At 65.9% G+C, this 24,611-nt stretch carries 19 protein-coding genes; 10 read left to right on the top strand and 9 right to left on the bottom strand.

What is annotated here, in order from left to right:
• Window positions 1-203: 203 nt before the first annotated feature.
• From CYD53_RS12135 to CYD53_RS12095, 9 genes are all read right to left on the bottom strand, one after another.
• Window positions 204-1,436 (bottom strand): metal-dependent hydrolase family protein, encoded by a 1,233-nt coding sequence (locus CYD53_RS12135; protein WP_103718361.1) that lies wholly within the window; start codon window positions 1,434-1,436, stop codon window positions 204-206.
• A gap of 263 nt (window positions 1,437-1,699) precedes the next feature.
• The gene (locus CYD53_RS12130; RefSeq protein WP_092171712.1) at window positions 1,700-2,983 is read right to left on the bottom strand and encodes a glycosyltransferase family protein; all 1,284 of its coding nucleotides are present in this window, start codon (window positions 2,981-2,983) and stop codon (window positions 1,700-1,702) included.
• 113 nt (window positions 2,984-3,096) lie between these two features.
• Window positions 3,097-3,903 carry a polysaccharide deacetylase family protein gene (locus CYD53_RS12125; protein WP_103718360.1) on the bottom strand — a complete coding sequence of 269 codons (807 nt, stop codon included), beginning with the start codon at window positions 3,901-3,903 and terminating at the stop codon, window positions 3,097-3,099.
• Window positions 3,900-5,015, bottom strand: a complete 1,116-nt coding sequence (locus CYD53_RS30870) for a glycosyltransferase family 4 protein (protein WP_181011832.1) — start codon at window positions 5,013-5,015, stop codon at window positions 3,900-3,902. Before CYD53_RS30870 ends, CYD53_RS12125 begins: the two co-directional genes overlap by 4 nt.
• Window positions 5,016-5,052: 37 nt before the next feature.
• Window positions 5,053-6,225 carry an ABC transporter permease gene (locus CYD53_RS12115; protein WP_181011831.1) on the bottom strand — a complete coding sequence of 391 codons (1,173 nt, stop codon included), beginning with the start codon at window positions 6,223-6,225 and terminating at the stop codon, window positions 5,053-5,055.
• A complete protein-coding gene (locus CYD53_RS12110; RefSeq protein ID WP_069693309.1) occupies window positions 6,222-7,220 on the bottom strand; it encodes an ABC transporter permease in 999 nt (332 codons plus the stop codon). The genes CYD53_RS12115 and CYD53_RS12110 overlap by 4 nt, the downstream gene beginning before the upstream one ends.
• Before the next feature lie 5 nt (window positions 7,221-7,225).
• The gene (locus CYD53_RS12105) at window positions 7,226-9,184 is read right to left on the bottom strand and encodes an ABC transporter substrate-binding protein (protein ID WP_103718358.1); all 1,959 of its coding nucleotides are present in this window, start codon (window positions 9,182-9,184) and stop codon (window positions 7,226-7,228) included.
• The gene (locus CYD53_RS12100; RefSeq protein ID WP_103718357.1) at window positions 9,184-11,055 is read right to left on the bottom strand and encodes an ABC transporter ATP-binding protein; all 1,872 of its coding nucleotides are present in this window, start codon (window positions 11,053-11,055) and stop codon (window positions 9,184-9,186) included. The genes CYD53_RS12105 and CYD53_RS12100 overlap by 1 nt, the downstream gene beginning before the upstream one ends.
• Before the next feature lie 98 nt (window positions 11,056-11,153).
• Complete coding sequence (locus CYD53_RS12095; protein WP_245928210.1) at window positions 11,154-12,143, bottom strand: polysaccharide lyase family 20 protein; 990 nt, start codon at window positions 12,141-12,143, stop codon at window positions 11,154-11,156.
• Between the two features lie 154 nt (window positions 12,144-12,297).
• Between CYD53_RS12095 and CYD53_RS12090 the strand changes: the two genes are divergently transcribed.
• The 10 genes from CYD53_RS12090 (at window position 12,298) to cobT (ending at window position 24,479) form a co-directional block, all read left to right on the top strand.
• Entirely contained in the window at window positions 12,298-15,030 is a 2,733-nt protein-coding gene (locus CYD53_RS12090) for an ABC transporter ATP-binding protein/permease (protein ID WP_103718356.1), read from the top strand.
• Window positions 15,027-15,476 carry a cyclic nucleotide-binding domain-containing protein gene (locus tag CYD53_RS12085; protein ID WP_103718355.1) on the top strand — a complete coding sequence of 150 codons (450 nt, stop codon included), beginning with the start codon at window positions 15,027-15,029 and terminating at the stop codon, window positions 15,474-15,476. The genes CYD53_RS12090 and CYD53_RS12085 overlap by 4 nt, the downstream gene beginning before the upstream one ends.
• Window positions 15,477-15,549: 73 nt before the next feature.
• The gene (locus CYD53_RS12080; protein WP_181011830.1) at window positions 15,550-17,418 is read left to right on the top strand and encodes an adenylate/guanylate cyclase domain-containing protein; all 1,869 of its coding nucleotides are present in this window, start codon (window positions 15,550-15,552) and stop codon (window positions 17,416-17,418) included.
• 78 nt (window positions 17,419-17,496) lie between these two features.
• Window positions 17,497-18,156: an SAM-dependent methyltransferase gene (locus CYD53_RS12075; protein WP_103718353.1), complete on the top strand. Its 660-nt coding sequence runs from the start codon at window positions 17,497-17,499 to the stop codon at window positions 18,154-18,156.
• Window positions 18,153-19,409, top strand: a complete 1,257-nt coding sequence (locus CYD53_RS12070) for a glycosyltransferase (RefSeq protein ID WP_103718352.1) — start codon at window positions 18,153-18,155, stop codon at window positions 19,407-19,409. The genes CYD53_RS12075 and CYD53_RS12070 overlap by 4 nt, the downstream gene beginning before the upstream one ends.
• Entirely contained in the window at window positions 19,409-20,554 is a 1,146-nt protein-coding gene (locus CYD53_RS12065; protein WP_103718351.1) for a glycosyltransferase family protein, read from the top strand. Before CYD53_RS12070 ends, CYD53_RS12065 begins: the two co-directional genes overlap by 1 nt.
• 249 nt (window positions 20,555-20,803) lie before the next feature.
• Window positions 20,804-21,787 carry a cobaltochelatase subunit CobS gene (cobS, locus tag CYD53_RS12060; RefSeq protein WP_103718350.1) on the top strand — a complete coding sequence of 328 codons (984 nt, stop codon included), beginning with the start codon at window positions 20,804-20,806 and terminating at the stop codon, window positions 21,785-21,787.
• Window positions 21,788-21,802: 15 nt separating this feature from the next.
• Window positions 21,803-22,159 carry a GFA family protein gene (locus tag CYD53_RS12055; RefSeq protein ID WP_103718349.1) on the top strand — a complete coding sequence of 119 codons (357 nt, stop codon included), beginning with the start codon at window positions 21,803-21,805 and terminating at the stop codon, window positions 22,157-22,159.
• Window positions 22,160-22,167: 8 nt separating this feature from the next.
• The gene (locus CYD53_RS12050) at window positions 22,168-22,584 is read left to right on the top strand and encodes a GNAT family N-acetyltransferase (protein WP_103718348.1); all 417 of its coding nucleotides are present in this window, start codon (window positions 22,168-22,170) and stop codon (window positions 22,582-22,584) included.
• Entirely contained in the window at window positions 22,581-24,479 is a 1,899-nt protein-coding gene (gene cobT / locus CYD53_RS12045) for a cobaltochelatase subunit CobT (RefSeq protein ID WP_103718347.1), read from the top strand. The genes CYD53_RS12050 and cobT overlap by 4 nt, the downstream gene beginning before the upstream one ends.
• Window positions 24,480-24,611: the final 132 nt, after the last annotated feature.

The following is a 24,611-nucleotide window of genomic DNA, read 5'->3' as shown; positions in this document are numbered from 1 at the left end:
CCGCAAGCTGCGGCTCCACTTACAAACAGTCAAGATTGTCTTTCTCTATCCGTCGCATCGTTTGTCGCTATTCGTCGCGGCGCGACCTCAGGCCTGCCGGAGCACTCTCCGATCCGATAGGATCGTTCAACAGCTCCAGCTCTTTGTTCTGACGCGTTGTCTTCACGCGAACCGGTGTCCACTTCGCTCGAAACGCTCTAGACTCAATGCAGCGTGTTCTTGTGGAACGCGCCGCCCTTCATGATCATCGTCAGGTGCTTGCCCTGTTCCTGGAAGAGTCCGAGGTTCTTCAGCGGGTCGCCATCGACGAGGATCATGTCGGCGAAGGCTCCAGCACGGAGCGTGCCAAGCTTGCCCTCCATGCGCAGAAGCTGCGCGCCGATCGTCGTTGCCGAGCGAATGATCTCGATGGGGGAGAGCACTTCGCTGCGCAGCAGGAATTCCCTGGACTGCTCGACCTGGAGCTGGCCGAGCAGGTCGCTGCCATAGGCGACGGGCACGCCGGCGCGCTTGCAGATCTCGAGCGAGCGCAGGCCGCCATCGATGACGAGATCGTTCTTGGCGAGCATGTCGCTGTTCATGCCGAACTCGGCGGCGCGTTCCTTCATCGCGTAATAGGCGACGAGGTTGGCGGTCAGGAACATGCCATTCTCGGCCATCAGCTTGGCCGAGGCGTCGTCGATCAGATTGCCATGCTCGATGGCGCGGACGCCGCATTGGGCTGCGCGCGTGATCGCCTCGGGCGTATAGGCGTGGGCGCAGACATAGCGGCCGAAGGCCTTGGCTTCCTCGACCGCCGTCTTCACCTCATCGACGCTGAACTGCATCGAATCGAGCGGGTCGTAGGGTGAGGCGACGCCGCCCGACATCATGATCTTGATGTGATCGGCGCCGAGCCGCATCTGCTCGCGCACCGACTTCTTCACCGAAGAGACGCCGTCCGAGACGTTCATGGTGTAGGCCATGGCGTTGCAGCAATGGCAGCGCGCGCCGAAATCGGTGCGCCGGCGCGGGTCGCTATGGCCACCGGTCGGACCGATCGCCGCACCGGCGATGAACAGGCGCGGAGCCGCGACATCGCCCTTGTCGACCGCTTCCTTGATGCCCCAGTCGGCGCCGCCGGTGTCGCGCACCGAGGTGAAGCCGCGGTCGATCATGCCCTTCATCAGGCGGACGGCGCGCGCCGTCATCAGCGTCAGCGGCATGCTCTCCATGGCGCGGATATAGACTTCGGAGAGGAAGACATGGACATGGCTGTCGATCAGGCCCGGCATCAGCGTGCGGCCGCCGCAATCGATCACATCGGCATTCGCCGCCTTGATCGGCTTGTCCGAGAGCTCGCGGATCGTCTCGCCATCGACCAGGAGTTCGTAGCCTAGGCGCAGTTCGCCGTGATCGGGTTCGAGCAGGGCGAAATTCTTGAAGTGCAGCGCCATCGCAAAATCCTTCCCTAGGAGCGCAGGCGCGGAGCGCCGTCCTCCTCCGATGGCTGATATATTGAGAAGTTTACCCCGGCCTGTCTACGCACTTGCGATGAGTCGTGAGCGCGGTTTTTGCAGGACGGGCCGGCTCCTCGCCATGGCTGCCGGCAGGCAGGCTCTCCCGAGTGTTCTCAACTTGCTTTTGCGATCGGTGCGGGCTCGGATGCTCGCCTGGAGCCGATCGGTTTTGCGCGCTTGCGCAGAGCAGGTTGGGCCTGTCAGCTCACCACGGCGGCGTTTTGCGCCAGGATTCTGCCGCGGACCGGCATCGAGAGGTCGTCGGCGAGTGCGCGGGCGACGGCCGGCAGGCCGTCGAGCAGGCTCGGGACGAAGGCCTGGGAGGGCGGCACGCGTTTGGGCAAGGCATGCAGCGCCGCAGCCATCACCAGCGGGTCGCGCGCGCCCTCGCCGTTCTGCGCGGGATCATGCAGGACATCGATGAGCTTCAGATGGTCGGCACGCTCGGCGCGTATGGCCTGTTCGAGCCGCGGCTTGACGCGCGGCACGATCAGCGCCGGTTTGTCGAAGGAGAGGATTTCGCAGAAGGTGTTGTAACCGCCCATCGCGACGACGCAGTGGGCGCGGTTCATCAGCAATTCGAGGCGCGGCTCGAAACCGAGGCTTTCCAGCTTCGGAATACGGGCGATGCGCTCGGCGAACTCCTTGCGGCGCTCGCGCGACATGAAGGGGCCGAACACGATCAGCGCCGGCAAGGCGATGGTCGGGTCGGCCTCATAGGCGGAGATCACCCAGTCGATCACGCCGGCCCCGTCGCCGCCGCCGCCGGGCGTCACCAGGATGAACGGCCCCTTGGTGATGCGCGGATAGCGGTTGGGTGGCATCGGGCTCGGCACGGCCCGCTTGAGATAGCCGGTATAGCGGATCTTGTCGGCGAAGAGGTGCTGGTTCGGCAGGCCGGCAAGCGGCTGGTAGATGCTCTCCAGCCCATAGACGAAGATGTCGTCATAGACCTGCTCCAGCGCCTCGATCGCTCCGGTATGGCGCCATTCCTCATAGAGCTTCGTCGGCTCGTCGAGCACGTCGCGCAGGCCGAGCACGATGCGCGCGCCGCGCCGGCGCAGGACTTCGAGCGCCGGGATCAATTCGCCGCGCAGGCCGACCGGCTCCTTGTCGACGATGACCACGTCGGGATCGAAGGAGAGCACGACCTGCTTGATGATGTCGGTACGCAGACGGATCGTGTCGGTGAGGTCGAGATTGAGATGATGAGGCCCATAACGGCCATCGCTCTGCTTCTCGACGCCGGGGATGCGGACATAGTCGACGCCGTCACCGAACTGGAAGCTTGAGATCACCGACGAGCCGGAGACGATGATCACTGATATATGAGGATAGTTGGCCACGAGCGAGTTGGCGATCGCCCGGCAGCGCCGGATATGGCCGAGGCCAAAGGTGTCGTGGCTGTAGATCAGGACGCGCGGCGCATGGGGGTCTCGCGGCGCGCGCTCGACGCCGGGAAGGTCGACGACGTTGAAAGACATGACTGCGTCGTCCTCCGCAGAAAGGCCAGACGACCCCCGTGGAGAGGACGAACGCACCCGGGAATGCAAGATGGGATCATAGCGTGGCGCAGGCTTCGATCCAAGTCCGCTCTTCAGGGCAACGAACGCCCCGAGCCTGAGTGCCGCATTTTTGCAGCGCACCGGTCCGAAAACAGCCGCGCGGGATCGGTGGTCACGATGACAGGATGCGCCGTAAGCGTCGCAAGCAGGGTCTGCAAGGTGGCCCAGGCGGTCTCGTCGTGGTCGCGGTGGTGCAGCAGCAGGCCGAGCGTGTCCGTGCCCTCCGATTGCTGGCGCCGTGCAGCGAGCCGGTCGCGGATCTCCAGGGCCAGGGCTTGCAAGGAGCGGCCGATCCGCCCGCCATGCCAGTCCATCACGTCGATGTCGCTGTTGACCAGGGCCGGGCCGTCGCCGCCGAGCCCGAAGCCGCGAAAGCAGGACAGGCCGGCGAGGCCGAATTCCGGCAGGGTCCGTGCCAGAGCGGGGTCGATGCGGTTCCAGGGCGGCACGAAGACGGGCAGCACGGCGGCCCCGAGCAGATCACCGAGCCGCTGCCGTCCGGCCGCGATATCGGCCTCGGCCTCAGCGCGCGCGCGGCCTGCGCCGAATTCGGATTTCTTCATGCCGATGGCGGCGTGGTTCTGGTGCCTGCAGCCATGCTGGCAAGGCAGGAGCGAGGGGGCCGCCCGCAGCGCCGCGGCCAGAGCCGGTTCGGCCAGCATCGGGATGACGGCCAGGAGCACGGGCAAGGCGAAGCGCTCGCTCAAGCCGGCGAGATGGTCCAGCGCCGGGCTTGGCGCGACGGCGTCGTCATCGCGCAGCCAGAGCCGGAGGGGCCTGCCGGCCTCGCTCCAGCAATCGAGCTCGGCGAGAAGCTCGTCCAGGGATGTATCGCTCATGGCATCGCCCTTGGGCGAGCCGAGGCGATGCGCGCAAAGCCTTGTGCCAGGATGGCGCTGGCCGTCTCCAAGGTGCGCTCGCTCCTGACGAAGGTCGCGGCGGCGCGGCCCATCCTGGCGCGCATGTCCGCGTCTGCGAGCAGCCGGGACAGCGCCAGAGCAAGTGCCGCTTCGTCGTTCTCGGGTGCGAGGAAGGCGGTTTCGTCCGGCCTGACAGTGTCGGGCACGCCGCCGCTGGCGAAGGCGATGACGGGCAGGCCGGCGGCCTGCGCCTCCAGATAGACCAGCCCATAGGCCTCGCCGAGGCCGGGCCAGATGAAGATGTCGTGGCTTGCGAGTTCAGCCGCGACCTGGTCATGGGCGAGCGCGCCCAGCCAGGTGACGCGGCCCGGCGGCAAAGCGGCGAAAGCCTGTTCGACCTCGGCGCGCAGCGGCCCGTCTCCGATCACTGTCAATGTCCAGGGCTTTTCGGCGAGCTGCAGCAATGTGCGCGCCAGGGCGAGATAACTCTCATGTTTCACGCCGGCGCGCATCATCGCGACGGTGGCGAGGCGTGGCGGGCCGGGTTGCGGCTCTGGCTGCGGCGCGCTGGCATCGAGCGCGATGAAGGGCGGGAAGGCGAGGAATTGCGTGCGCTCGCCGCACCAGAACTCGACGCCGATCCGGTCGCGCTCGGTGAAGCAGAGATGCAGATCGGCGCTCCCGAAGCTGGCGCGCGCCAGCGCGACATGCCGCGCCCATTCCCCTTTGGCGCGGCGCTCCGAACCGCTCGCCTCCGCAACGACATAGGGAATCGAGAGGTGTTCCGAGATGGCGGGCCCGAGCAGGTCTGGCGCCTTGTAGTAGCTGTGATAGGTGAACCAGAGGTCGGGAGGCGCTGCGCCCGCGCGCCAACTGGCGGCGAGCGCCTCGATCTTCGCCGCGGCCTGGGCGCGGTGGCGTTCCAGCAGCCCGAGATCCGGCGTCTTCATGTAGGAGCGGGCGTCGCGCACGGGTTCGACGACATGGCCAAGCTGTTCCAGGGCGGTCGCGATCTGCCGCGCCATGCGCCTGTCGCCGGAGATGCGGCCGTCCTCGAAGGCGTTGAGCGGCGTATGGAAGGCGATGCGCACCGTGTGGTGCTCCGCGTGCTGCTCTGCGGGCTTGCGCTCAGCGATAGGGATCGGCCGCGTCGCGCAGGCCATCGCCGAGGAAGTTGAAGGCCAGGATGATCAGGATCACCGGGACGACCGGATAGAGCAACCAGGGATAGAGCGCCACCACATTGATGTTCTGCGCCTCGTTCAGCATCACGCCCCAGCTGGTTATGGGGGGGCGCAGGCCCAGCCCCAGGAAGCTCAGCGCCGTCTCGCCCAGGATCGTCCTGGGAATGGTGATCGTCGCGGAGGCGATGAGATGGCTCATGAAGCCGGGCACGAGATGCAGGCCGATGATACGGGCGGGCTTGGCGCCCATCAGCTGGGCCGCGACGACATAATCCTCCTCACGCAGCGAAAGCAGCTTCGAGCGCACGGCGCGGGCCAGACCCGTCCAATCCATCAGGCCGAGGATGACGGTGATGCCGAAATAGACCAGCAGCGGGCTCCAGGAGGGTGGCATGATCGAGGCCAGCGCCAGCCAGAGCGGGATATGCGGCAGCGACTGCACGATCTCGATGATGCGCTGGACGACGAGATCGACCTTGCCGCCGTAATAGCCGGCGATGCCACCGATGATGACGCCGAGCACGAAGGAGACGAAGACGCCGAGCAGGCCGATCGAGAGCGAGATGCGCCCGCCATAGAGAATGCGCGAGAGCATGTCGCGGCCGAGCCGGTCCGAGCCGAGCAGGAAGAGCGTGCCGCCTTCGGCAGGGCAGACCAGGTGCAGATTGCCCGGGATCAGCCCCCAGAAATCATAGGCGTCGCCCCGGCAGAAGAAGCGCAGCTTCTCGGGGCGGCTGGTGTCGACATCATATTCGCGCTTCAGGTTCTCCATGTTGAGGCGCTGCGTGTAGGGGTAGACGAACGGGCCGACGAGGCTGCCCTGATGGAACAGGTGCACCTCCTGGCGCGGCGCGCGGATGAAGTCGGTGTTGCGCGTGGTGTAGTCGTAAGGGGCGAGGAACTCGCAGATCGCGACCATGGCGTAGATCGTCAGGATGACGACGCCGGAGATCACCGCGAGCTTGTGCTTGCGAAACTTCCACCACATCAGTTGCCATTGCGAAGCGAGATAGACCCGCTCCTGCTCGGGCGTCATCGTCTCGACCGCATAGGGCTCGAAGGGGGCGGTCGAGGCGGTATGCGGCAGGGGTGCGCCGTCTGCGGGAAGAGCGCTCACTTGGTCGCCGTGCCTTGCAGCCGGATCCGTGGATCGAGGATCGCGAGCGAGATGTCGGAGATCAGCACGCCGATCACGGTCAGGAAGGACAAAAACATCAGGAAGGAGCCGGCGAGATACATGTCCTGGCTCTGCAGGGCCCGGATCAGGAGTGGTCCTGTGGTCTGGAGCGAGAGCACGATCGCGACGATCTCGGCGCCCGAGACGATCGAGGGCAGGATGTCGCCGATATCGGAGACGAAGAAGTTGAGCGACATGCGCAGCGGGTATTTGCGCAGCGCCTTGCCCGGCGGCAGCCCCTTGGCGCGGGCGGTGACGAAATACTGCTTCTGCAATTCGTCGAGCAGGTTTGCCCGGACGGCGCGGATCATGCCGGCGGTGCCGCCTGCCCCGATGATGATCACCGGAATCCAGAGATGTTCGAGGATCGACCAGAGCTTGGCCCAGCTCATCGGCTGATTGAGATATTGCGGGTCGACGAGTCCGCCGATCGAGGTCCCGAACCAGACATTCGCCGCGTACATGAACACGAGCGCCAGCAGGAAATGCGGGATCGCCAGGCCGATCAGCCCCAGGAAGGTCAGCCCGTAATCGCCCCAGCTATATTGATGTGTCGCCGAATAGATCCCGATCGGGAAGGCGATCAGCCAGGTGACGATGATGGTGACGAAGGAGACCACCATGGTCAGCATCAGGCGGTCGCCGACGATCTCGCGGACCGGGCGCTGATACTCGAAGGAGTAGCCCATGTCGCCCTGGAGAAGGCCAGTGACCCACCAGAAATACCGTTCGACCGGCGGCTTGTCGAAGCCGTACTCCTTCTTCAGGAACTCGATGCGGCTGAGGTCGGCCTTTTCCCCCTGCGCCTGCATCTCGGCGGCGAGCGTCTCGAAATAATCGCCCTCAGGCAGGTTGATGACCGTGAAGATCAGCGCGCTGGTGACGAGCAGCGTCGGGATCATCACCAGAATGCGCTTGAGGATGTATTGCAGCAGCATGCTCAGACCTGCGCCTTGCTCGGGTCGAACCAGAAGGTGTCGGGCATGTAGCGGCCGAAGAAGGCGCCGGGCTCGAAGCTGTAGAGTCCCTTGTCGGGCACATTGTGCAAGGTGCGCGAGACCACGACCGGCTGCAGCGTGCCGTTGATGATGCCGATGGTGAAGAGCTGTTCGGCGTTGATCCTGAGCATGTCGCGCCAGATCTGCCGGCGCTGCTCATGCGTCGCGCTGCGGCGCCAGGCGTGATAGAGCCTGACGAGTTCCTTGACCTCGGGCATGTCGGGTTCCTCGCCCTCGCGGCCGCTGCTCTCCAGGTACTGGCCCCAGCGCGGCCAGTTGAACTGCGAGGCGGATGTGGGCGCCAGCGCATCGGGCTCCATCTCGGGAGCGACCAGGGCATTATCCATGCCGACCCAGGCGGACATGATGGTCTGGCCGGCCAGGATGCGGCGGCGGAAGACGTCGCGCTGCGTCGAGCGGGGATAGATCTTGACCCCGACCGCGACCAGATCCTGCTTGATCAGGTCGAGGATGTCGGTCTCCTCGGTGCTTTCGCCGGAGGTCTCGATGGTGAACTCGAGGCGGCGCCCGTCCGGCAGCAGGCGGATGCCTTCCAGATCGCGCTTCACCAGCCCGATCTCGTCGAGCAGGCGGTTGGCCAGCGCCTTGTCCTGCTCCATCCACAAGCCCGCCTGCTTGGCGTCGTAGAGCGGGCTTTCCGGCAAAGCGGTGTTGCCGCTCTCCTTGGCAAGACCGAAGAAGATGACCTTGTTGACGTCCTTGCGGTTGATCGCCACCGAGAGCGCGCGACGATAACGGACATCGCGGTTGAGGTCGCGCCAGACCGGGTCGATCGCGTTGAGGTTCGGCATCAAGGCGAACCAGGCGCCTTCCGCCCGCTTCCACAGCTTGACGTCGAAGTTCATCCGCTTCGAGGCGTCCTTGAGGAAGGTGTAGTTGTCGAAGCGGATATAGCGGGCCTGCAGATCGCTCTCGCCAGCGGCGGTCTTGGCGGGGATCAGCGAGTTGGTGCCGATCGTCAGCGTGACCTGATCGACATAGGGCAGTTGCAGACCGTTCTGGTCGATGCGGTGGAAATAGGCGTTGCGCTCGAAAGTGAACTGCTCGGCCGGCAGCGGCGTGGTGTTGCGCCAGGGATCGAGCGTCGGCAGCTCCGGGTTCTCCGGCCGGTACATCCGCGACATGCGCTCGTGCAGTGAACCCCAGTCCTTTACGCGCGCGGTCTTGACGCGCGAGACCAGCGTGGCCTTGTCGGCATAGCGCTCATGGAACTGCTTCAGATAGGCCGAGGGCATGTAGATATAGGCCGGCTGCGCTCCGGCGAGGGAAGGCAGGAAAACCGGGTTCGGCGCCTCCCAGCTATAGCGGATCACGGTCGGCGAGAGCACCTCGACCGTCGGCGTCTTGCCCGCGGCAATGAGCGCCTGGGACGGCCCGCCGGGCGAAAGCCGCTTGTTGTTGGCGACATCCTCCCACCAGTAGCGGAAATCCTCGGTGGTGAAGGGGGAGCCGTCCGACCAGCGATGGCCTGGGCGCAGTTTCAGCGTGAAGATGCGCCCATCCTCGACATCGTAACTCTCGAGGATATCGCTGGCGAGCTCGAGATTGTCGTCATAGACGACGAGGCGGGCGTAACCGTAGATCGTCATCATGCGGATGTCGCGCTGGTCGCCCATGAGCATGCGCATCGTACCGCCATGGCGGCCGGCTTCGCGCCCGTCTCCAGACACCGCGATGATGCGGGGAGAGCTTGGCGCGCGCTGGATGACGGGCGGCAGCGTGCCGTCCGCGACCTGCTTGGCGAAGAAGGGACTGTCGACCAGCGTCAGCGGCGTTTGCGGCTGGCCGAGCGCCAGGCGCGGCAGGCCAGCCGCGGCGATGGCAGCGGAGCCGAGTGCGAGGGCCGCTCGGCGCGAAGGCTTGCGCGGAAAGCCGTTCATCAGGCCACCTCCCTGACGGATGCGCCGGCCTGCGCGAGAACGAAATGCCCGTCGCCGAGCGGGAGATGCGCCAGCTCCGGGCCGTTCTCTTCCCGCCTGAAGGCAGGTGCCCAATGCGTGGAGTCCGAGGCGCCGCCGGGCGCGACCAGCTTGAAGTTGAGCTTGCGATCGAGATCGGCGAAAGGCACCGATTTGAGCAGCGCCTTGGTGTAGGGATGCACCGGCCTGGTGAACAGCGCGTGACGCGGCGCGATCTCGACGATACGGCCATTGGCCATCACGGCGATGCGGTCGGCCATGTAGTTCACCACGGCGAGGTTGTGCGAGATGAACAGGAAGGTCAGGCCGCGCTCGGCCTGCAGATCCTTGAGCAGATTGAGGATCTGGGCCTGGACCGAGACATCGAGCGCGGAAACCGGTTCGTCGCAGATGATCAGCTCGGGATCGAGCGCGAGTGCGCGCGCAATGCCGATGCGCTGACGCTGGCCGCCGGAAAAGGAATGAGGGTAGCGGTTGAGGAAGCGCGGATCGAGCCCGACATCCTCCATCAGCGCCCTGACGCGGGCGGTTTGCTCGGCTCCTTCGCCACGTCCGTGGACGACCAGCGGTTCGCGCAGGATGTTCATCACGGTCATGCGCGGCGACAGCGACGAGACCGGATCCTGGAAGATCATCTGGACCCTCGGCCTGAAGGCGCGCAGCGCCTCGCCCTGCAGCCCCAGCACATCCGTGCGGGCCTGGCCGTCATCGAAGATGATCTCGCCCTCGTCGGGCGTCACTGCCCGCATGATGATCTTGCTGACGGTGGTCTTGCCGCAGCCGCTCTCGCCGACGAGGCCAAGGCATTCGCCGCGCCTGATGTCGAAGCTGACATCGTCGACCGCGACGACGGTCGAGAGCGTGCCCTTGCCGAAGAACTTCCGCGAGCCGGTCGTATAAGTCTTGCGCAGATTGCGCACGCTGAGCAGTGGGGCCGCGTTCTTCGGCGCGGCCGGCCTCGGTGCGACGACGGGGCGGGTCCTTGCCTCGCGCAAGGCGACGAGACGCTCGCCCTCCTTCATGTCGAAATGCGGCGAGGCCTTGAGCAGGGCTTTGAGATAGGGGTGGCGAGGCCGGCGGAAGATGTCCTCGACCGGGCCGCTCTCCATGATCTCGCCATGGTAGATCACCACCACCTCATCGGCCATGTTGGCGACGACGCCGAGATCATGGGTGATCAGCAGGATCGCCATGCCCATCTCGGCCTGGAGATCGCGCATCAAGTCGAGCACCTGGGCCTGGATGGTGACGTCGAGCGCCGTCGTCGGCTCGTCGGCGATGAGCAGGGCGGGCTGGCAGATCAGCGCCATGGCGAGCATGGCACGCTGGCGCAGGCCGCCCGAAAGCTCGAACGGGTAGAAACCGAAGGCGCGATGCGGGTCCTTGAAGCCGACGCGCTTCAGCATGACCTCGATCAATTCGCGCGCCTGCGCCTTTGGCGTCGGCCGGTGCAGCTGCAGCGCTTCCTCGATCTGGTTGCCGATGGTGTGCACCGGCGAGAGCGAGGACATCGGCTCCTGGAAGATCATGCCGATGCGCCCGCCGCGCAGCGCCCGGATCTCGCGCCCTTCCGAGGGCAGTCCGGCGATGTCGATCGAGGTGCCGGGCTTCAGCGGATCGCGGAACAGGATCTCGCCCCCGGTGATCGCTCCGGCGCGCGGCAGCAGCCCCATGATCGCCTGCGAGATCACCGATTTGCCGGAACCGGACTCGCCGACGAGCGCAACGGTCTTGCCGGGCGGCACGCGCAGGCTGACGCCCTTCACGACATCGCGAGCAAGCCCGTGAATCGTGAAGCCGATGCGTAGATCGCTGATCCGCAGGATGTCCATACGTCACTAACGCCGATTTGCTTCCGAGGTTGCCTTACGTCCAGATGCGATCACTAGACGTTGAAAGAGCCGTGTTGCCAATGGGTTTCGACACAGCTTCATTCCGCAGGGCATTGCCCGGAACGGATGACGTCCGTGCAACGCGGCCCGCGCCGGAAATCGTCGAAAGTCAGGCTCCAGTTCTGCGGGTTGGGCGCGCGGTAGGGGCCGAACTTGAAGTATTGGTTCTTGTCGAGACCGGGTCCGCTATGGCCGATATGGCCCTTGACGGTGGCGACGTGCACGCCATCGGCGATGATTTCGACATGCCCATTGCCGGTCGGCCCCGGGCTCGAGCGGAACACGAAGTCGATCCAGCCCTTCCGTGCGGAAGGCAGATCGGCATGGCGCGTCACCACGATGCCTGGCGCACAGGCATCGAAATAGGCCGGATAGCTCTCGGCCGTCAGGCCGCTCTCGATCGCCACGAGAGCCCGCGTCTGCTGGACGTGCGGGCGGTTCAAGGCCAGAGCCTCTCCGGGAAGGCAGCCCTTGGGTCGAGCCGCACCGCCGATCGGAAAGGTCTCGATCATGTCAGTTTCGACGGTGACGCCGAGATGGCCCTCATAGAGCCTGAGCGCCAGGAAGGGTGAGTAGTCGCCTTTGGCTCCGGGAATGATCTCGCGCTTCCACTGGGCCATGACGTGACGGCCGTCATCCTGAGGCAGCGGATCGTCCATGAACATGGCAAAGCCGTACCAGACCGTCTGGTTATAGCTGGCGAGCACCCCGGGCGTTTCCCAGACCTCGGCGCGCTCGCTGCATCGCCTCTGCTGCGGCGGACAGGAAGGCTTGAGCGAAAGCGTCAGCGCGCCGTGGCCGGTCATGACATTGCGGCTCTGGAAGGTGACGCTGCCATTGTGCTGTTCCGGGTTCTCTTTGTAATACAGGCCGCCTTCAGGCGCGAAACGGCCGGCCTCGAAATCGTCCCTCAGGATAAGTTGGGCCGGATCGCTGCTGCTGTTGGCCAGCGCCGCCCGGCCCATGCCGCAAAGCGCGAGCGCAAGGCATAGCAGCCGGCACGCCCGGTCGATCGAACCCAGCCTCATAGAAGTCCTCCACAGATCGTGATCGAAACATGGCCGCATTGCCGGGGCAAGCGCCACTCGCACGACGCGCCCACATTGCACTGGGATAGTGGCTGACCACATATGGGGGGCAGAAGATGAGAAGACGGGCGCGGCCCGCCGGACAGGATCGCCGTTGGAGACCAACCTTTTCCGTTATGTCTGGCAGAAGAGCCGTGGCGACCAGATCATCGTCCTGCTCATCATCCTCGCCTCGATCGCCTTCTACTGGGCGTCGTTCGATGTGCCCAAGCGCATCGTCAACGATGCGATCCAAGGCGGCGCCTTCAAGAACGGCAAGACCACCGCGACCTTGCTGGAGTTCACTCTGCACATGCCGGGTTGGCTCGGCGGCGCCAGCTACAGGCTGTTCGATGGCTTCCAGGTCGGCCAGCTCGGGCTGCTGTTCGGGCTGAGCGGATGTTTCCTGGCGCTGGTGCTGATCAATGGCGCGTTCAAATACGTCATCAACCTGCGCAAGGGTATTCTCGGCGAGCGCATGCTCAGGCGCATGCGCTACGATTTGTTCAGCCAACTCATGCGCTTCCGGCCCGAGGAGATCCGCGCGGTCAAGCCCGCCGAGGTCGCCAGCATGATCAAGGACGAGGTCGAGCCGATCGGCGGCTTCGTCGGCGAGGCCTTCATCCAGCCCGTCTTCCTGCTCAGCCAGGCGCTGACGGCGCTGGTCTTCATCATGGCCCAGAGCATCTGGCTCGGCTCGATCGCGCTCGTGATCGTGCTGATGCAGGCGATCATCATCCCGATCCTGCGCAAGGAACAGCTCAGGCTCGGCCGCCAGCGCCAGATCGAGTCGCGCCAGCTCGCCGGACGCATCGGCGAGATCGTCGATGCCGGGCCGACGATCCAGGGCCATGGCGCGACGAATTATGTGCAGTCGGACATCGCCGGCCGGCTGGGGAAGCTCTTCGACATCCGCTACGCGCTCTACAAGCGCAAATTCGCGGTCAAGTTCCTGAACAACCTCCTGGCCCAGATCACGCCGTTCTTCTTCTACGCCGTCGGCGGCTATTTCGCTCTGCAGGGTCGGCTCGACATCGGCCAGCTGGTGGCTGTCATCGCCGCCTATCGCGACCTGCCGCCGCCGATCAAGGAATTGATCGACTGGGACCAGCAGCGCAACGACGTCACGATCAAATACGAGCAGGTCATCACCCAGTTCAACACCGACGAGGCGGTCGTGCTGGACGAAGCCGATGGGGTGAAGCCCCTACCGGAGACGGGGCAGATCCGGCTCGAGGCCGTGCAGATGCTCGACAACCGCGGCCAGCCCTTGCTGTCATCCTTGACGCTGCGCCTGCAGCGGCCGGGCGCGGTCGCGGTCATCGGCCCCAATGGCGGGGCGCGCGAGGTCCTGGGCCGCATCCTTGGGCGTCAGGCCATGGCCTATTCCGGGCGCGTCATGATCGATGCGAACAACCTCGCCCGGATGTCGGTCGAGCGCGCGAGCCACATGATCGGCTATGCCGGCAACGAGGCCGAGATCATCGCCGGCACGCTGCGCGACAACATCCTGCTGCCGCTGAAGCGACGCCGGCCGAGCATGAGGCCGACCGGCAAGGTCAGCCAGGAGGATCACCGGGTCTTCATGGAGTCGATCCGCTCCGGCAACACGCCGTTCTCCTTCACCGCCGACTGGACCGACTATGAGGGTGCAGGGGTAAGCGATGCCGCATCGCTGGAGGAGCATATCAAGGATGTGCTCGCGGTGCTGGGCTGCGCCGATGACGTTTATGAGCTTGGCCTCGACGGCAAGGTGCTGGCCTCTCTGAACGAGAACGCCAAGGAGCAGATCGTCCTGGCGCGGGGCGCCGTTGCCGAAGAGCTCGGCCGCAGCAAGCTCGCCGGGCTGATCGAGACTTTCGACCCGCTGCGCTACAACGCCAATGCCACTATCGCCGAGAACCTGATCTTCGGCGCGCGGCGGACGCCACGCTTCGCCAACGAGACGCTGCTGTTCGAGCCTTATGCCCATGCCATCCTGGCGGCGGAGGCGCTGGTCGCGCCGCTGATCGAGGTCGGCTCGCGCATCGTGGCGACGGTGGTCGAAATCTTCGAAGGCCTGCCGCAGGGCCACGCTCTGTTCGAGCGCTATTCCTTCAGCGCGAGCTTCGGCATGGAGCGACTGACCGAACTGTCCGCGACCTTGAGCAAGCATGATATGCGCGTACCGCTCGATTCCGAGACGGAGCGTGATCTGCTTGCGCTCGCGCTCGGCTATATCGAGCCGAAACACCGGCTGAACCTGCTCGACGACCGGCTGCAGCGGCGGATCATGCGGGCGAGGGCGAGCTTCAAGGTTCATCTGCCGGCGGACGCCGTCCATGACGTCGACTTCTACGATCCCGGCAAGGTGATGCTGGGCGCGAGCCTGCGCGACAATCTGATGTTCGGCCGCATCGGCTACGGCATCGCCGATGCGCGCAAGAAGGTCGCGGGAATCGTGCGGGCCGCATTGGCGCGGGCGGGCCTCGATGGCGAACTCTACCGGATCGGCCTCAACACCGATTGCGGCATTCGCGGGCGCTTCCTGCCCGGGCGTCTCAAGCTTGCGGTGCCCTTGGCGCAGGCCCTGATCAAGGCGCCGCAGATCGCGGTGCTCGATGTCGCGGCGCTGGCCGCGACCAGCCCGGAGCCCGAGGCGCTGATCGCCCGTCTGCGCGAGCATTGCGCCGGCATGACACTGTTCCTTCTTCTTGGGGATGCTAGTCTTTCAGCGGGGATCTCGCCGCGGATCGTGTTCAGCGGACCGTCTGGCGTGATTGAGGACGATGACCGGGACGGCGAGGACGAAGTCGCGGCAGAGCTGCCGCAGCGTCGGGATGCCGAACGGCTGGAGGCGCGACCATGACGCTTGAAACCGACATCACATGCCTGCGAAGGCTGCCGCTGTTTCGCTCGCTTCCCGGGCCCCGGCTGAAGCTCGTCGCGCTGATGGGCGAGCGTCTGCATTTCGATGCGGGAGCGCGGATCATTGCCGAGGGAGAGATGCCGGAAGGCGTCTATGTCGTCCTGGAAGGCGAGGTCGAGATCGCGCATGAACGGAGCGACGGACGCAGCAAGCGCTTCCTGCTGACCTCGGGCAGCATTATCGGCGACGTGCCGATCCTCTGCGGCCAGTCCTATGTCGGCGAGGTCACCGCCAAGAGCGATGTCAGCACGCTGCGGTTGCCGAAGGACCTGTTCTTCGAATTGCTGGAAACGATCCCCGATTTCAGCATAGCCCTGTCGCGCGATCTTGCCGCGCGGCTGTATCGCCTGGCCGATTTCGTGCTGCACAACGAGAAAGTCCATTGATGAGGCGGGTAGCGGCATGAGTTTGCCCTCGACGGCAGGAGCCAACAGGCAAGGCGCGGGTTTTGGAGCAGGCATGGACCAGGTCTCGTCCTGGAGCCGTGACATCCGCTTCGCATCGGGCATGGTGCTGCTCGCTTTCGCGGCGACGCATTTCCTCAACCATGCCTCCGGCATCGCAGGGCTTGAGGTGATGGAGGCCGTGCAGAACTGGCGCTACGGGTTCTGGCATTCCTGGCCTGGTACGGTCGCGCTCTACGCCGCGCTGATCGTGCATCCGCTGTTTGCGCTGCTGCGGGTGGCGCAGCGCCGCACCTTCAAGATGCCGGCGCGTGAAATGCTGCAGATCGGCCTCGGCCTCATGATCCCGCTCTTCCTCGTCGATCATATCGTCGGGACGCGGGTGATGGGTACGTTCTTCAATCTCGACGAGAGCTATCACGCGGTGCTGCGCCGCTTGTGGCCGAACCTGGCGCTTTCGCAAAGCATCCTGCTGCTGCTGGTCTGGACGCATGGCATCATCGGCCTGCATTTCTCGCTGCGCTCGCGCGAGAGCTATCAGCGCTGGCGCGACCCATTCATGCTGGCCGCGATCCTGCTGCCGATCCTGGCGCTGATCGGCTTTGCCGTTGCCGCGCGCGAGGCCGGGCACATGGAATTGCCGCCCGAGACGTATTCGGACGCAGCGGTCGCGATGTTCAACCAGAATGTGACCTGGGCGAAGAGGGCGTTCTATGGCCTCGTCGGCTGCTTCGTCGGTTTCGTCGCGATCCGCGAGATCAGGGTTCGCACCACCCGCCACATCACCGTGCGCTTCGTTGGCCATGGGGTGCGCAAGCTCACGCCGGGGCTGACCGTGCTGGAGATGTTCCGGCGCTTCGGTATTCCGCATGCGGCGCTCTGCGGCGGCAGGGCGCGCTGCGCGACCTGCCGTGTGCTGGTGCTCGACGGTGGCGACAAGCTGCCGCCGCCCGGACCGAACGAGGCCAGGCTGCTGCGCCGAATTGCGGCGCCGGATCGTGTCCGCCTGGCTTGCCAGATCAGGCCGAAGGATGATCTGCAGGTCCAGATCCTGCTGGCCTCGCGGCTGGGCGCCGCTACGCGCGCGACCGAGCCGGAGGCGACGGCCGGCAGGCGCGGGCTGACCGTGATGGTTGCCGATCTTCGCGCCTTCTCGGCCTTGTCCGAGCGGCAGTTGCCGCAGGAGCTGATCGGCCTGCTCAACCGATTCTTCGACGAGATGGCGCAGGCCATCGCTGCTCATGGCGGGCGGGTCGATGCCTTTTATGGCGACGGCTTCATGGCGGTGTTCGGGTTGGAGGGCACGCCGGCGCGCGCTGCTCAGGCCGCGATCAGCGCGGCCGGGGACATCGTGCGCGCCGTCGAGGCGCTGAACCGCGAGTTCGGAGCGGCGTTGCCCTTACCGCTACGGATCGGCATCGGCATCCATACCGGCCAGGCTGTCATCGGCGCGGTCGAGAGCGAGAGCCTCGGCCGGCGCGAGATCACGGTCGGCGAGACGGTGACGATCGCAAGCCAGCTCGAATCGGCGACGCGGCGCGTGCTGTCCGATCTCGTCGTGTCGGAAGAGACGATCCGCATCACGGGCCGTGGCTATCGCGGCACGATGCCGCTGAAGATCTCGATCAAGGGGCGCGAGAAGCCGCTGACTGCCTACGGCTTCGCCAGCGCTCCGGAGCTGGCCGAACGCGATGGCGATGATCAGGAGCCCGCTCCCGCCGTCGAGACGGATTCGACAGGCTTGCGGGAGCCGGCCACCGCCCCCGATGCATGGGCCATGGAGGTCGTCATCGAGCGCGAGCCCTTGTCCGGGGCTGGCACTCCGCAGCCGGAGCCCGCGCCGCAGCCTCCCGCGAAGCGAGGCCGCAGGTCCAGGGCCGGGACGTCGGCTGCATCGGAAAACACCAAGAAGCCGCCGCTCTAAGCCCGCGTGGACGGCTGGCCTTTGCCGCCGGGCTTGCCTATGGTCCCGCCGATTTTGTCCCGCTTTGACAGAGACGGCATGACCCAGGAGCCTTCGGAGGCCTTTCACGACATCCTGCGCGGTGTCGCGGCGCTGACGCGCAATCCCGTGGCTGCCGACATCGCGCGGCTCTACGGCAAGGGCGCGCCGGCCGATCTCTCGATCGCCGTCAACCACAAGCAGATCGCCTCGAAGCAATGGCTGGTCGAGACGCTGGCTGCGACCTTGCCGCGTCCCGACGGCCCCGTCTGGGTGCTTGGCGCCTGGTATGGCGTGCTCGGCGCGCTGCTGCTGGACGAGCCGCGGTTGGCGATCAGCGAGGTCGTGAGCCTCGATATCGATCCAGGCTGCGCCACCGTCGCCGAGACGCTGAACCATCGCCATGTCGCGGCCAAGCGTTTTCGCGCAATCACCGCCGACATGACCGGCCTCGATTTCGTGGCTCTGGAGAAGCGGCCCGGCCTCGTCATCAATACGAGCTGCGAGCATCTCGAGGATGTGCCGGCCTGGCTGGCGAGCTTGCCGGCAGGCCTGCCCCTGCTGCTGCAATCGAACGATTATTTTCGCGAGCCCGACCACCGCAGCTGCGTCGCCTCGCTCGAGGCGTTCCGACAGCAGGCGAACCTGTCCGAGACCTGGTTTTCTGGCGCGCTGCCGACGAAGAACTATACGCGCTTCATGCTGATCGGCGCGCGATGAGCACCGCGCCCGAGCCGCTCGTCGCGATTGCGATGAAGGGCTATCCGCGCCTGTCGGAAACCTTCATCGCCCAGGAGCTGCTCGGACTGCAGCAGCGCGGCCTGCCCTTCGCCATCTGGTCGTTGCGTCATCCCACCGATGCCGATCGCCATCTGATGCACAAGCAGATCACAGCGCCGGTGACGTATCTGCCGGAATATCTGCATGACGATCCCCGCCGCGTTCTGCGCGGCGCCTTGAGCGCGCTGCGACGGCCGGGGGTGCTCAGGCTCGCCGCCGTCTTCCTGCGCGACCTTGCGCGCGATCCCACGCGCAATCGCCTGCGCCGGCTCGGCCAGGCCTGTGTGATGGCGCATGAGTTGCCGGCAGGCATCGCGCATCTGCATGTGCATTATCTGCACACGCCGGCCTCTGTGATCCGCTATGTGGCGCTGCTGCGCCGGCTGAGCTGGTCATTCTCGGCCCATGCCAAGGATATCTGGACGACGCCGGATTGGGAGAAGCGCGAGAAGATTGCCGCTGCGGCCTGGGGCGTGACCTGCACGCGCGACGGCCATGCCGAGCTCGCGCGCCTGAGCGACCGGGCCGACAAGGTCGCGCTGGTCTATCATGGGCTCGACCTCGCCCGCTTTCCGCCTCCACCGTCGCGCCTGGGGCGCGATGGCGGCGATCCGGCCGATCCGGTGCGCTTCGTCACCATTGGCCGCGCGGTCGAGAAGAAGGGCTTCGACGATCTCCTGTCGGCGCTGGCGCGCTTGCCGGCCACGCTGCATTGGCGTTTGACCCATATCGGCGGCGGCGAGAAATTGAAGGGGCTGAAAATACTGGCCGAGGTGCTCGGGCTGTCGGAGCGCGTCACCTGGGCAGGGCCGCAGGCGCAGGCTGCGGTCGTGACCGCCTTGCGTGAGGCCGATCTCTTCGTGCTGCCTTCAAAGCAGGCCGATAATGGCGACCGCGACGGCCTGCCCAATGTCGTGATGGAAGCGGCGAGCCAGGCGCTGCCGATCGTCGCCACGGATTTCGCCGGCATTCCCGAATTCATCGGCGATGGCGTCGAGGGTGTGCTGGTTGCGCCGGGCGACGTCGCTGCGCTGGCACAGGCCATGGCCGAGCTTGCGATGGCACCGGAACGGCGTGCGGCGCTGGGCGCTGCGGCGCATGCAAGGCTGACGCAGGAATTTTCGGCGGCAGCCGGGCTCGACCGCATCTATCGGAAGCTGCTGAGCTCAGCGCGGGCAGGCGGGCGCGGTTGATGCCACGCATCCTGATCGCGGTGACGCATCTCCTGGGCAGCGGCCATCTCGTGCGGGCGCGGCATCTGGCACGGGCGCTGGCCGGAGCTGGACATGAGGTGACGCTGGCGAGCGGCGGCATGCCTCTGGCCACGCGCCAGGACGAGCCCTTCGCTTTCGTGCAGCTTCCTCCGGTCAAGGTCGAGGGCGTCGATTTCCGCAATCTGCTCGACGAGGCCGGGCAACCGATCGGTTCGGAACGTCGCGCGACACGGCAGGCGATGCTGAGCAGCCTTGCGACGTCGCTGCGGCCCGATATCGTCGTCACCGAGCATTTCCCGTTCGGGCGGCGGCAACTCGCCGGCGAGTTCATGGAGCTGATTGCCGCGGCGAAGGCGGCGAATCCGCAACTCCTGGTGCTGTCCTCGATCCGCGACGTGCTGGTCGCCCCGCGCACTGAGCGGATCGCCGAGGCGGAGCAGCGCATCGCCAGCCATTTCGATGGGGTGCTGGTGCATGGCGATGCCGCCTTCCTGCCGCTGGAGGCATCCTGGCCGGCCTCGCCGGAATTGGCCGGACGGCTGCATTACACGGGCTATCTGGCGGATGCGGCGGCGAAAGTCGCCGCGATCGATCATGGCGAAATCATCGTCTCCGGCGGCGGCTCGGCGGCTGCGCTGCCGCTGTTCGAGCTCTGCGTCGCTGCCGCCGGCCTGCTCGGCCAGGCTCGGGGCTGGCGCATTCTCGTCGGGCGAGGCGTATCCGAGGCAGCATTTGCGGGCCTGCGTGATTCAGCGCCCGCCCATGTGATCGTGGAATGGGCGCGGCCGGATTTTCCGGCGCTGCTTGCCGGCTGCGCGCTGTCGATCAGCCAGGCCGGCTACAATACGGTGCTCGATCTCGTGGCGGCCGGCCGGCCGGCCCTCGTCGTGCCGTTCGATGCCGGCAACGAGACCGAGCAGGCGATACGCGCGGAGGCGATGGACCGGGCGGGGCTGGCGCGTTGCCTGCGCCTCGATGGTGAAACGCCACTCACGCCAAGGCTGCTGAAGCAGGCCGTCGAATCGATGCTGACCGATGCTCCCGAGCGGAGCGTGACGATTGACCGCAGCGGTGGCGCTGCTGTTTGCGGCATCGTGGCGCGGCTTCTCGGCGGGCGGGGCTAGGTTTTTCGCATTGATCCGGCTCCAACTCTCGGATGGGAGACGGATTCGGCGCTTTCTTCGGATGAGCGGGCCCTGCTGGCACGTCCGTTGCGAATCCGACATGTCCGCCGGGAATTCCCGCCCCGGCGGTTTGCGAATTGCCGCTGCCGGTCTTTCGCTTTAGTTAGACAGCGTACGCCTCCCTTTTCGGTCGGCTCTTGGGACAACCGGTCCTCTCCCGGACCTGTCCCATGCCCGGAGACAAGCCAGATGACGACGACGACCACCCAAGGCCTTCCCGACATGAAGTTGTCGGTGCGTCAGACCTTCGGGATTGATTCAGACCTCGAAGTGCCGGCCTATTCCAAGGTGGAGGCGCATGTTCCCGATTTCGATCCGGATTACCGCTTCGACCGCGACACCACGATCGCGATCCTGGCCGGCTTTGCGCATAACCGGCGCGTGATGATCTCGGGCTATCACGGCACCGGCAAATCGACCCATATCGAGCAGGTTGCCGCTCGCCTGAACTGGCCCTGCGTGCGCGTCAACCTCGACAGCCACGTCTCCCGGCTCGATCTCGTCGGCAAGGACGCGATCGTGCTGAAGGAAGGCAAGCAGATCACCGAGTTCCAGGACGGCATCCTGCCCTGGGCCTTGCAGAACAACATCGCGCTGGTCTTCGACGAATACGACGCCGGCCGCCCCGATGTGATGTTCGTGATCCAGCGCGTGCTCGAGCAGTCCGGCAAGCTGACGCTGCTCGACCAGAAGCGCGTCATCCGCCCGCATCCCTGCTTCCGCCTCTTCGCCACCGCCAATACGGTCGGCCTCGGCGACACCTCGGGCCTCTATCACGGCACGCAGCAGATCAACCAGGGCCAGATGGACCGCTGGTCGATCGTGACCACGCTGAACTACCTGCCCCATGACAACGAAGTCGCGATCGTGCTCGCAAAGTCGAAGCACTATCAGGCCACGCCGGAGGGCAAGGACATCGTCAACAAGATGGTGCGCGTCGCCGATCTCACCCGCAACGCTTTCATGAACGGCGATCTCTCGACCGTGATGAGCCCGCGTACCGTGATCACCTGGGCCGAGAACGCCGCGATCTTCGGCGATATCGGCTTCGCCTTCCGGGTGACGTTCCTGAACAAATGCGACGAGATGGAGCGCACGCTGGTGGCCGAGTTCTTCCAGCGCTCCTTCGGCAAGGAGCTGCCGGAGAGCGCGGTGAACGTGGTGCTGAGCTGACAGGAGCGGCCGGTCATGGGGAGCGCGCGCTACGAGGGAAGCTGCCATTGCGGCCGCGTCGCCTATGAGGTCGAAGTCGATCTCGACAAGACGATCACCTGCAACTGCTCCTATTGCCAGCGCCGCGGCTCGGTGCTGGCCTTCAGTCCGGCGCAGGCCTTCACCCTGTTGAAGGGAGAAGAGGCACTGACCGAGTACCGCTTCAACACGCAGAAGATCCAGCATCTGTTCTGCGAGAGTTGCGGCATCGAATCCTTCGCGCGCGCCAGTTTGCCGGATGGTACGCCGATGGTCGCGATCAATGCGCGCTGCCTGAGCGGCGTCGAGCCGGCCGAGCTGCAGCCGACATTGTATGATGGGCGTTCGCGCTAGGAGCGAAGATGGTCGCGATCGTCGTCGAACCGGACCAGGACGAGACCCGCGCCGCGGTTCTGCGCGGCCTGTCCGCCTTTAACGAGGCGAAGATCGGTCCGCGCAATACGAAGCCGCTCGCGATCAGCCTGCGCGACGAGAGCGGGGCGATTGTCGGCGGGCTCGTCGGCGAGCTGAAATGGGAGTGGCTTCATGTCGACCTGCTCTGGGTCGATGGGAGCCGTCGCGGCGCCGGCTTTGGCGAGGCGCTGGTGGCGCAGGCCGAACAGACCGCGCGGGACCATGGCGCGCGCGGCGTCTATCTGAGCACGATGAGCCTGCAGGCCCCGGATTTCTATCCTCGGCTGGGCTATCGCGAATGCGGCCGGATGGAGGACTATCCGGTAGCCGGTCATCGCATTCATCACTTCACGAAGGCGCTATGAGCATCTCCAATCGCAAGCCCGGCCAGACCAAGGAAGCGCCAGCGGAGCCGCTGAAGCGCGCCATCTCCGGCGCGATGAAGGCGATCGCGCGCAAGCCCGAGATGGAGATCGTCTTCGCGGCCGACAAACCCTCGCTCGTCGGCGAGCGCGCCCGCCTGCCCGAGCCGCCGCGCAAGCTCACCGCCCAGGATGTCGCGATCCTGCGCGGCCATGCCGATTCGATGGCGCTCAGGCTCGCCTGCCATGACGCGACGGTGCATCGCCGCGCCGCGCCCGAAGGTGATGCGGCGCGCGCTGTGTTCGACGCCGTCGAGCAGTCGCGCGTCGAATGCGTCGGTTCGCGCCGGATGAGCGGCATGGCCGGCAACATCACCGCCATGCTGGAGGACCGCTACCATCGCGGCGGGCGTTATGAGGAGATCACCGACCGCGCCGACGCGCCGCTGGAGGATGCGCTCGCCTTGATGGTGCGTGAGCGCCTGACGGGGCTGAAGCCGCCCAAGGCTGCCGAGAAGCTGGTCGATCTCTGGCGCGAGCAGATCGAGGCCAAGGCCGGGGCCGATCTCGACCGTCTGGCGAAATCCGTCGAGGATCAGCGCGCCTTCGCCCGTACCGTGCGCGATATGCTGGCCTCGCTCGACATGGCCGAGCAGACCAGCCAGGGCCAGGACGACGAGCAGGACGAGGACAACCAGGACCAGTCCTCCGACGAGCAGCAGCAGCAGGACGGCGAGGCCGAGCAGGAGAGCCAGGGCGAGCGTTCCGAGGTCGAGGTCAGCGATGACGCGACCGAGGAGTTGCAGGAGGGCGCCTCGGAGGCGACCGACGCGCCGGCCGGCGACTGGGAGGACGAGGACGAGAATTCCGAGTCCGAGGAAGCCGGCGAAGCGCCGCGTCCGCGCGAGGGCAAGCCGAACGACCGCCCGGTGACGGACTACAAGGCCTATACGCAGAAATTCGACGAGGTCGTCACGGCCGAGGAGCTCTGCGACGCCGAGGAGCTGACGCGGCTGCGTGCCTATCTCGACAAGCAACTCGCCCATCTCCAAGGCGTCGTGGCTCGCCTCGCGAACCGGCTCCAGCGCCGGCTGATGGCGCAGCAGAACCGCTCCTGGCAGTTCGATCTGGAGGAGGGCGCGCTCGATCCCGCCCGCCTGCCGCGCATCATTATCGATCCCTACCAGCCGCTTTCCTTCCGCCAGGAATCGGACGTGAATTTCCGCGATACGGTGGTGACGCTGCTGATCGATAATTCCGGCTCGATGCGCGGCCGGCCGATCACGGTCGCGGCGACCTGCGCCGATATCCTGGCGCGCACGCTGGAGCGTTGCGGCGTCAAGGTCGAGCTTCTGGGCTTCACCACCCGGGCCTGGAAGGGCGGGCTTTCGCGCGAGGCCTGGCTGCAATCGGGCAAGCCGGCGGCTCCCGGCCGTCTCAACGACCTGCGCCACATCATCTACAAGGCAGCCGATGCGCCCTGGCGCCGGGCGCGCAAGAATCTCGGGCTGATGATGCGCGAGGGCCTGCTCAAGGAGAATATCGACGGCGAGGCGCTGGACTGGGCGCATAAGCGCCTGCTGGCGCGGCCCGAGCAGCGCAAGATCCTGATGGTGATCTCGGACGGCGCGCCGGTCGATGATTCCACGCTTTCTGTCAATGCCGGCAATTATCTCGAGCGGCATCTGCGCCATGTCATCGCCGAAATCGAGACGCGTTCGCCGGTCGAGCTGATCGCCATCGGCATCGGCCATGACGTCACGCGCTATTACCGCCGCGCCGTTACCATCGTCGATGCCGAGGAGCTGGGCGGCGTCATGACCGAGAAGCTGGCCGAGCTCTTCGAGGAGGATGGCGGGCTGGCGACGAAATCGCGCGGGGCGCGGCGGCTGCAGTGAAAACCTCGCCGGCTGCATTGGCACGCGCGGGGAACCCTCTCCCGAAGGGAGAGAGCAGGGTGAGGGGTCGGCCGTTTGACGCCTTGGCGGCGACCCCACGGCTACCTCGCTGTAAGATGCGAAACCAACTGG

Source organism: Allobosea psychrotolerans, assembly GCF_002917105.1.
In the GTDB taxonomy this organism is placed as follows: Bacteria; Pseudomonadota; Alphaproteobacteria; order Rhizobiales; family Beijerinckiaceae; genus Allobosea; species Allobosea psychrotolerans.
The sequence above is the reverse complement of the archived record's forward strand: the minus strand, read 5'-3'. Positions and strand labels throughout refer to the sequence as shown.